Raw genomic sequence first — 8206 nt, 5'->3', positions numbered from 1 at the left:
GCAATACTCACTCTATAAAGATACGAGCATGTCAACTTGGCTGCTTTAAATGACGCGCTTTTTATCAGTCATACCGGTTGATAGTGCACGGCAGATCCTCGCGGGACTTGCAAGGACAATGCCGGAGAAGACAGTTACCCTTGAAGAATCACTGGGGTATGTACTTCGTTCTGATATCATTTCTGATATTGATATCCCCGGGTTTGACCGGTCTGTTGTGGATGGGTATGCCGTCTGTGCAGCAGATACTATCGGAGCAGGAGAGAGTATCCAGGCCATGCTCAACCTGATCGGCCATGTGGAGATGGGGGACATCACATCCAAAGCGGTTATTCCCGGAACCTGCATGTATATTCCGACCGGCGCATTTCTTCCACCCGGAGCTGATGCCGTGGTTATGGTAGAGTATTCTGAACAGATAGGAGATGATGTCTTCATCTCCAGACCGGTTGCAGTCGGGGAGAATATTGTCCGGAAAGGCGAAGATTTCTCCAGGGAAATTCCGGCTCTCCTTGCAGGAACCCGTATCACTTCACGGGAGATGGGTGTTCTGGCTGCCTGTGGGATGCATGATGTCCCCGTCTCTTCAAAACCCACAGTTGCAATCATCTCAACCGGAAATGAGATCGTCCCCGTACAGAATGTTCCAAAATCTGGACAGATCCGTGATGTAAATACATACCTGTGTGCTGGTTTCATTCAGGAATCAGGTGGCATTCCGATTATCATGGGCATTGTCCGTGATGACAGGCAATTGCTTGAGCAAGTCCTTCATAGGGCGGTAGATGAGGCTGATATTGTACTCATTTCCGGTGGCAGCTCGAAAGGAGAACGGGATATGTGTGCAGATATCATCGCCGGATCCGGGGAGATGCTGGTTCATGGAATAGCCCTTTCTCCAGGAAAACCTACCATCATTGGAAAAATAAAAGAAAAACCAGTTATAGGTCTGCCCGGACACCCTGCTTCAGCCTATGTGATCCTCTATGCCCTGGTCAGGGATCTCATCCATGTAATGACCGGAGAGAAACCTAAAAAAATCAGCGTGTCGGGGGTTCTGACTGCTCCGGTGCCATCAGCGAAAGGGCGGGAGGATTATGTCCGGGTTGTGTATCAGAATGATACTATCACACCGGTATTTGGAAAATCAGGCCTTACAAATACTCTTATTTCTAGTGACGGATTGTTATGTATTCCGGCATCATGTGAAGGGTATGAGAAAGGAACACGGGTATCCTTTGAGCCCTGGAGTATTGCATGACTGAACGGTTTTTCCATCTTCAATCCTTATCAGAAGGGCTGCAAATTCTCAAAGATCGGTTTTTATTCGAGTCCGGGGTAATCCGGATACCTGTTCAGGATTCGTATGGACGGGTAACTGCCCATGCAGTATATTCCCCCCTCTCCTTTCCGGCAGGTCATCTCTCGGCAATGGATGGAATTGCAGTCAGAGCAGCAGACACTCATGGAGCCACGGATCAGAATCCGGTTCTGATTTCAGATTATGCACGGGTAAATACGGGAAATCTCATTCCTCCCGGATATGATGCAGTCATTATGATCGAACATACCGAGGAGGCTGATAGAGGATTTATTATCCGCTCTCCTGCGTATCCCTGGCAGCATATCCGGCCGGTCGGGGAAGATATCGCGAAAGGTGAGATGGTACTCCCCGGTGGTCATACCATCCGGTCAGGAGATGTCGGAGCGATGGCATCATACGGTATACAGGAGGTTGATGTCCTCTCTCTCCGGGTCGCCCTGATTCCGACCGGAAGCGAGATAGTGCCCCTTGGTTCAGATCCAAAACCCGGTCAGGTTATTGAGAGTAATATGCTCATGGCCGCTGCCGAGATCAGATCGACCGGGGCGGATGTGACACTGTTCCCGATTATTCCTGATGATCCGGATCAGATCAGATCGGCGATATCAGAGGCCGTCATGTCACATGATCTTGTATTGATATCAGCCGGCTCTTCAAAAGGGACGAAAGATTATACCAGCCGGGTTATCAGTGAACTGGGAACAGTCTTTGTCCATGGTCTTTCAATAAAACCTGCCAAACCGGTCATATTTGGGGATATATCAGGAAAACCGGTTATCGGAATGCCAGGGTATCCGATCGCCTGTCATACCATCCTTCGGGAGATCATCAGACCGGTCCTTTCATGGTATGGTCTGTCCGTAAAGGAAGAACCTGTTATTCAGGCACGGCTTTCATCTCCTCTTTTTTCTGATATAGGCGTTGATGAGTTTGTTCTTATCACCGTTGGCAGGGTAGCTGATACCTGGGTAGCGGTTCCCCAGTCCCGGGGATCTGGAATCCAGATGAGTCTGGTCAGATCAAACGGGATTTTGTCCATACCTTCTTCAAGTGAGGGATATGAGGCAGGATCTGCCGTTTCAGTCAGGGTTACATCATCGGTACATGAAGCTGAACAGACCATTCTGATTAGCGGCTCTCATGATCCGGTCATCGATCATCTCTCAGATCTTGTCAGAGGCTTTGGAATCATCCCTGCATCAGTCCATGTTGGGAGTATGGGAGGCCTTATGGCATTAAAACGCGGGGATTGTCATCTTGCTCCCATGCATCTCCTGTCAGATGACGGAGAGTATAATATCTCATTTCTCAGGCGATATATGCCCAATGAGGATCTCGTTCTCATCTGTGTTGCAGAGCGGGAACAGGGGATAGTATCACGAGAGGGACTGGGGTTTGAAGCGATAACAACACACCGGTTTGTAAACCGGCAGAAGGGATCAGGCACCCGTATCCTTCTTGACCATATGCTGAAAGAGAAGGGAATATCTTCTGAATCCATACAGGGGTATGCCCGTGAAGTGACGACTCACCTTGCCGTCTGTCTTGCGGTTATGGCTGGTGATGCAGATATGGGAATGGCGGTCAGTTCTGCAGCAAAAGCATATGACCTCCCGTTTGTTCCGGTCGCTACAGAGCGATATGAACTGGTTATGAAGGCTGCAACATTTGCATCTGATGTCAGGGTGCAGACCCTCATCTCCTGTATTCAGTCAGATTCGTTTAAAACCCTCTTATCCCGCCTTGGAGGGTACAGAACCGGTGAAACCGGCGTGATCAGGAGGCTATCTCCTGCCTGATTTTCTCGGAAAAGGTGCCAGGTACACAGGTATTCACATAGGAATAGAGAAGCCGGATTGCCCGTTTCTCCGGTTCACCTCCACACCGCATCACAAGATCTCCATGATGGCGGATAAGGGCGGCGAGCTCAGGATCGGTCGTGAGAACAAATCTGGTTGCATGGACAGTCGCCTCGATGATATTATTCAAACCACGATGCACCGGGACTGGAAGTGCCGGGACGATATGTGCATGGATCGGTTCAAGATGAACAAAGATCTTTTCTGCAGTACTATGCTCCACTGATGCGGCAAAGACAATCCAGTTCTGGACACCCCGAAGGCGATGAATGGTGACGTCACCGATTCTTTCTTTGATAAAAGAATCCCCGTCAGGATCCTCAAATGCGGTTTTTACAAAAAGAACCGGATCATGAGAGATGTGAGCAACCACCCATCCGTCTCGGATAATATTGCGCGCCGTATGACTGGAACGGAATACAATCATCGAGAGATGATCATTTTTTCTGATAATCCCCATCGGTGCTGCATTATCACAGGTAGAAACAATTACCTCATTGATTCCTTCGGTGAATATCTGATCCACCGGGTCTGTTAATGATCCCACTCCCATCCTTCTCCAAGTGCAATATAAAGGCCGGATATCATAATATCTGCGAGTGAGCCCGGATTGTACCCGTTCTCAAGACAGAAATCGTCAAGCGCTGCTGCACTTATCTCACCGGCGACAACCCGGGCTGCCTGTTCCCTGACAAGTTCTGACGCTGCATCCCCGTATTTTTTTGCGATAAAGGTATCCGGATATTGTGAGAGAAGCGATAAAAAGACCTTTGATATGGGATTTTGCTCATTCTGATTCCTGATAAGAAGATCGGCAGTATATCGGGTCAGGTGAAATCCATTGGTAATTTCACTGGCGACAAGGTCATGCGGGGCTGAATACTCCATGATATCAAAGAAGGTCATGTTCCTCTTTACCAGTTCATCTTTTGCCTGTGGATCATTGATATCAAGTTCATCCTCCTCCCGCACCCTGACTGCCGTATGTGCAAAGGCATCATAAAAATCCAGGGCATCCTGCACTGTTGTTTGTCTGACAATCTCTGATGCTTCCCTGATTGTTCCTCCCATGATCAAGGGGATGAGGAGGATGAATGCACCGAAATGAGTATTCCCACCCTTGTGTCGTCCGGTAAGGATGGTCGCTTCCCTGATAAGAGCACCGACTGATCCCTGACGCTGTTCAGCCTTTTCGAACGCAGGCCTGCAGAAGATAACTGATGCCAGAAAATGCTCTAATTTTGTATCAGGGTAATCATGACAGCGGTCAACATTTCCCGGCTTACCCCAGGCACAGACTTCAAATGCCATTGCCATCTGGGCCCGCTCGGTCCGGCTGATATGGTGCATCATGGAAAGATCTTTTTCAGGAGTTTTTTCGATACATCCCGTTTTAAATCCATATAGACAGATCGCTTTAATCCTGCCTGACGGAGGGTTGCATCCCTGAACATGCATGGGGTAGTATCCTTACAGCAGTATGCAAGACTCCCAAAGCAGGTATTGGCGCCCTGCTCGAGAGGTGTACCTGCGACGGCCTCCATCTTCATAGACACAAATTCCTGCGGGCTGATAGTATATTTTTGGAGGGTTGGAAGGAGGGGGCATGGTTTGACCGGCATACAGCAGAAGGCAAGTGACCTGATATCTCCACCACGGCAGAGTTGTTTGGGAGCATTGTACCAGCCATGTTCATGGGTATACTGTCGAATCCGGGAATCGAGCAGGGAAAGGGTTTGTATATCTGATTGCCGTGCAAGTGAGATCATGTCTGCTCCATGTGAAAACATCTCTTTTGCCTTTTCAAATGTGGTAATTCCGTTATTTGCAATAATAAATATCGGAGATGTGTCACGGATTTTCTTCAGATAGGTGTGATCATAATCCATCAGGTCAATGTGCAGAATATCTGCTCCTGATTTCCAGAGCAATCTGGACAACTCCACATCATCTGCAGCAACTCCTGCGCGAATCTTGACTGATACCAGGACCCCGGCTATCTTTAATGCCTGGACATATGCGATAAGTATATTCGGGTTATGAAGGAGAAATTCACCGCTCCTTGCATCTATCATGGGCTTTTGCCGGCAATGGGCGTCAATCTCATAGATAACCGATGTACCAAGTTCCCTGGCAACAGCGACAAGTGATCCTGCTTCAGATGCCCGAAGGTTTATGACCGGGACAACTCCCCCGGCCTGAACCAGCGCTACCTGTCCTTTCAGATCCTCAATCAGATTTCTCGGTAAAAATTCCTCTCTTCCCTGATCAGAGAGGATACGTGCGGCCTTGATTGTTGGTTCATCGATTGCATATCCGCCTATCACTCCAAGACCGATGTGTTCGGCAACATTACGGATATATGCACCATCGGTAATACCTGCCATACAGGCGACCGCTATTGGTGTCTTTACCGGCATATCACCGATAAAAAGATCGAAATTTGTATCCATTGTAATCCTTGTCCATAACCATCGATCGTTCTTATGTATAATGTTCTCTCCGATTTCAGGCTGGTATATGTGAAGCCAGAAAAAAATCCCCTTCCTGTATGATGAATGTGATACATATTTTGAGAGAATATAACATTTGATAACTATTTTATGAGGTGCAGTACTACCTACTGAGAATGACAAAAACAGGCATTCTTCTTGTTGGACATGGAAGTAAGAAAGCATATAATAAAGATCTGATTACCAAAACGGCTGAGATCATTGCTCAAAAACACCCTGAATTTATCGTCAGGTGCGGTTTTATGGAGTTTAATGAACCGACCATTCGTGAATCACTTGATTCGTTCAGACAGGAAGATGTCGAAAGTATTGCCGTGGTCCCCCTCTTCCTTGCCCGCGGGGTTCATATTGATGAAGATATTCCGGGGATTATCGGACTTGCACCCGGACAGAAGAGAGGAATTTTTGCTCTTAATGGAAAGGAAGTGCCACTTGTATATGCAGATCCGATTGGACCAAACCCGCTTCTGGCAGATCTTATGATGGAAAATGCCCGGGCGGCTCTTGACCTGATCTGATGCGGATTCTTGTTCTTGATTCGATTCATGGGGGGAAGGTGCTGGCAGATCACCTCTCTGCCCATGGTCATTCCTGCGATCTGGTCGATGTCTATCGTCAGGCGGACGGGATATCTTCTGACCTGGCCCGGACGAGATCCTATGATCTGATTACCGCTCCCTTTCATCTTGATCCTGATTACCCCCTCTTTCGTGACCTGAAAACACCGGTCATATCACACCATGCCATGGTCAGGTGGCTGCTAGGAGCGGTCAGGGCCTTCCCGGTTATTGAGATCACCGGAAAACAGGGGAAATCGACAACTGCAGCAGCACTTGCATCGATCATGCCAGGACCAGGTCTTCTTCATACATCTGCCGGTCTTGTGCGATATCCGTCTCGGGATATCATCGGACAATACTCAATCACCCCTGCCTCACTCCTCCCAGTATGTAACGACTATGTTGAAGGCGGGTGGCTGATAGCCGAGATCTCATTGGGCTTTTGCGGGATTGGAACCCTTGGGATTCTCACCTCGTTTCTTGATTATCCGGTAGCGAACGGGAAGCGGAGTGCTCTTGCAATCAAAACAGAACAGACACATCTGATGAATCAGGTTCTGATTCCGGAAGGCGTGTCTCTCCGGCATGACGGATGCGTGCCCGTCTCTGATCTTGTCGTGGTATCAGGGACCCGTGCTTCGTACCGGTATGGTGAGATATCCGGTTCGTTTACCAACCCACTTCTTCTTCTTCCCGGATATAAGACCCCGCTCATGCTTGCTGCCGGTGCAGCCTTACTTCTTGGTATTGATCCGGTCAGACTTTCTGAATTTTCCGCTCTTCCCGGCCGTATGGAGGTACGCTATGAAGATGGCTCTGTCATCGTCGATAATTCGAACAGCGGAACCTGCTTTCAGACTACCTGTGATGCGTATTTATACGGCAGGGAGATTGCCGGAGAGGGACCGGTCACTCTCATAATCGGACAGGATTGCGCATCGGTGTGTGAAAATTTTCCAACTGAAGAGATTATTTCAGCAATCTCGGAGATCTCCCCTGCATATGTGATCGTAATTCCAGGTGATGAACGGATTATGAAGGACGAGATCATACGGTACTGTGCACAAAACGGTATATCCTGTATCCTCTCTGATTCATGTGAGGATGGACAAAGCCGAGCAAAGACCCTTCAGACCCCTCTCATTTTAGTATCAGTAAAACGGTGGAAATGATGAAATATGTACAACCACGCCCCAGTTCTATAGTTGCTGCCCTCTATACTGCTCGTGATCTGGAAGTTGATGTGGCTATACTGCATGGACCGTCAGGATGTTCCTTTAAACATGCCCGTCTTTTGGAAGAGGATGGAATGCGGGTTCTGACAACATCCCTGGCTGAGAATGAGTTTGTTTTCGGGGGCCAGCCACGTCTTGAAGAGGTAATTCTCTATGCAGAAGAGAAATTTGCACCAAAACGGATGGCGGTCATGGGGACCTGCGTCTCGATGATCATTGGTGAGGATCTTCAGGCAGCCATTGACAACTCAGGCGTATGCACTGAGACAATTGCCGTTGACATTCATGCCGGGTTTACTGAAAATATTGACGGGGTGCTTGCAACCCTCCGTCCGGCTGCTGAGATTGGATGGATCTCATCTGACGAACTTGCCCGTCAGCAGGAGCTCCTGAAAGCGGCAAATCAGGTGGAGCGGCTCAGGGGAGCAGCGATCAAAGAGTATATCGAGCCATCACGGGGTGATCTCAAACATAAAGTGGCAGAGCGTCTGATTACCCTTATGAACGAAGGAAAAACGGGTGTTGCGATAATGAACGCAAAGAAGGAGACTGCATACATGTTTGCCGACGGTCTTCTTGCCTTGCATGACATCGCTCCTGATGCACCCATCACCTACTCCGCAAATCTTGAGATGCGGGGGCTTCCAAAGGTCAGACGGGATGCTGAACGAATCATTGCCGGTCTTGATGCAGCTGGTCTTTCCTATGAGAAACG

8 protein-coding genes are annotated in these 8206 nt (G+C 48.6%); 5 read left to right on the top strand and 3 right to left on the bottom strand.

The genetic code is table 11. From position 1 onward, the window contains the following. Window positions 1-49 precede the first annotated feature (49 nt). Together PLA23_RS07420 and PLA23_RS07415 are read left to right on the top strand one after the other, a co-directional pair. Window positions 50-1261, top strand: a complete 1212-nt coding sequence (locus PLA23_RS07420) for a molybdopterin molybdotransferase MoeA (protein WP_324474684.1) — start codon at window positions 50-52, stop codon at window positions 1259-1261. Then, the gene (locus PLA23_RS07415; RefSeq protein WP_324329572.1) at window positions 1258-3123 is read left to right on the top strand and encodes a molybdopterin biosynthesis protein; all 1866 of its coding nucleotides are present in this window, start codon (window positions 1258-1260) and stop codon (window positions 3121-3123) included. The genes PLA23_RS07420 and PLA23_RS07415 overlap by 4 nt, the downstream gene beginning before the upstream one ends. Here the strand turns inward: PLA23_RS07415 and PLA23_RS07410 are convergent. From PLA23_RS07410 to PLA23_RS07400, 3 genes are read right to left on the bottom strand one after another with little or no spacing between them, the layout of a single operon-like run. Next, complete coding sequence (locus PLA23_RS07410) at window positions 3101-3730, bottom strand: DUF447 domain-containing protein (RefSeq protein WP_324474682.1); 630 nt, start codon at window positions 3728-3730, stop codon at window positions 3101-3103. The genes PLA23_RS07415 and PLA23_RS07410 overlap by 23 nt on opposite strands. Further along, window positions 3718-4536, bottom strand: coding sequence for a triphosphoribosyl-dephospho-CoA synthase (locus PLA23_RS07405; protein ID WP_324329568.1), 819 nt, complete (start codon window positions 4534-4536; stop codon window positions 3718-3720). Before PLA23_RS07405 ends, PLA23_RS07410 begins: the two co-directional genes overlap by 13 nt. Beyond that, entirely contained in the window at window positions 4533-5636 is a 1104-nt protein-coding gene (locus tag PLA23_RS07400; RefSeq protein WP_324329566.1) for a methanogenesis marker 9 domain-containing protein, read from the bottom strand. The genes PLA23_RS07405 and PLA23_RS07400 overlap by 4 nt, the downstream gene beginning before the upstream one ends. Window positions 5637-5812: 176 nt before the next feature. Between PLA23_RS07400 and cfbA the strand changes: the two genes are divergently transcribed. From cfbA to cfbD, 3 genes are all read left to right on the top strand, one after another. Then, window positions 5813-6214 (top strand): sirohydrochlorin nickelochelatase, encoded by a 402-nt coding sequence (gene cfbA / locus PLA23_RS07395; RefSeq protein ID WP_324474680.1) that lies wholly within the window; start codon window positions 5813-5815, stop codon window positions 6212-6214. Beyond that, on the top strand, window positions 6214-7428 hold the full coding sequence (gene cfbE / locus PLA23_RS07390) for a coenzyme F430 synthase (RefSeq protein WP_324329562.1): 1215 nt from the start codon (window positions 6214-6216) through the stop codon (window positions 7426-7428). The genes cfbA and cfbE overlap by 1 nt, the downstream gene beginning before the upstream one ends. Further along, window positions 7428-8206 (top strand): Ni-sirohydrochlorin a,c-diamide reductive cyclase catalytic subunit (cfbD, locus tag PLA23_RS07385; protein WP_324474677.1); only part of this gene is annotated, 779 nt, incomplete at its 3' end. The genes cfbE and cfbD, both read left to right, overlap by 1 nt.

It is taken from the genome of Methanospirillum sp. (assembly GCF_035406105.1).
In the GTDB taxonomy this organism is placed as follows: domain Archaea; phylum Halobacteriota; class Methanomicrobia; order Methanomicrobiales; family Methanospirillaceae; genus Methanospirillum.
Note: the sequence above shows the minus strand (reverse complement) of the source record. Positions and strands in the feature narration are given on the sequence as shown.